The 287-nt window shown below is 44.3% G+C and carries 1 tRNA gene; it reads right to left on the bottom strand.

The features are described from left to right. Window positions 1-67: 67 nt before the first annotated feature. A tRNA-Thr gene (locus MMY95_RS15760) sits at window positions 68-140 on the bottom strand. Window positions 141-287 lie beyond the last annotated feature (147 nt).

Here is a 287-nt window from a genome sequence, read left to right as displayed (position 1 = left end):
CCGCGACCCCCACCATGGCAAGGTGATGTTCTACCACTGAACTACTTCCGCATAACTATTCAGTTAATGCCGACTAGAGGATTCGAACCTCCGACCCCCTGTTTACAAGACAGATGCTCTGCCAGCTGAGCTAAGTCGGCATGACGATTAACACAACTATAACATCATATCATGCTCAGTTACATAAATCAACAATAACTTTTGTGAAACTATTTAATTATGAGCCGTGAACAATGAGCCGTGACAGTCTCGAACTGTCGACCCTCTGATTAAAAGTCAGATGCTCT

Source organism: Lactiplantibacillus sp. ME-2 (assembly GCF_022549155.1).
Lineage (GTDB): Bacteria > Bacillota > Bacilli > Lactobacillales > Lactobacillaceae > Lactiplantibacillus > Lactiplantibacillus plantarum.
The sequence above is the reverse complement of the archived record's forward strand: the minus strand, read 5'-3'. Positions and strand labels throughout refer to the sequence as shown.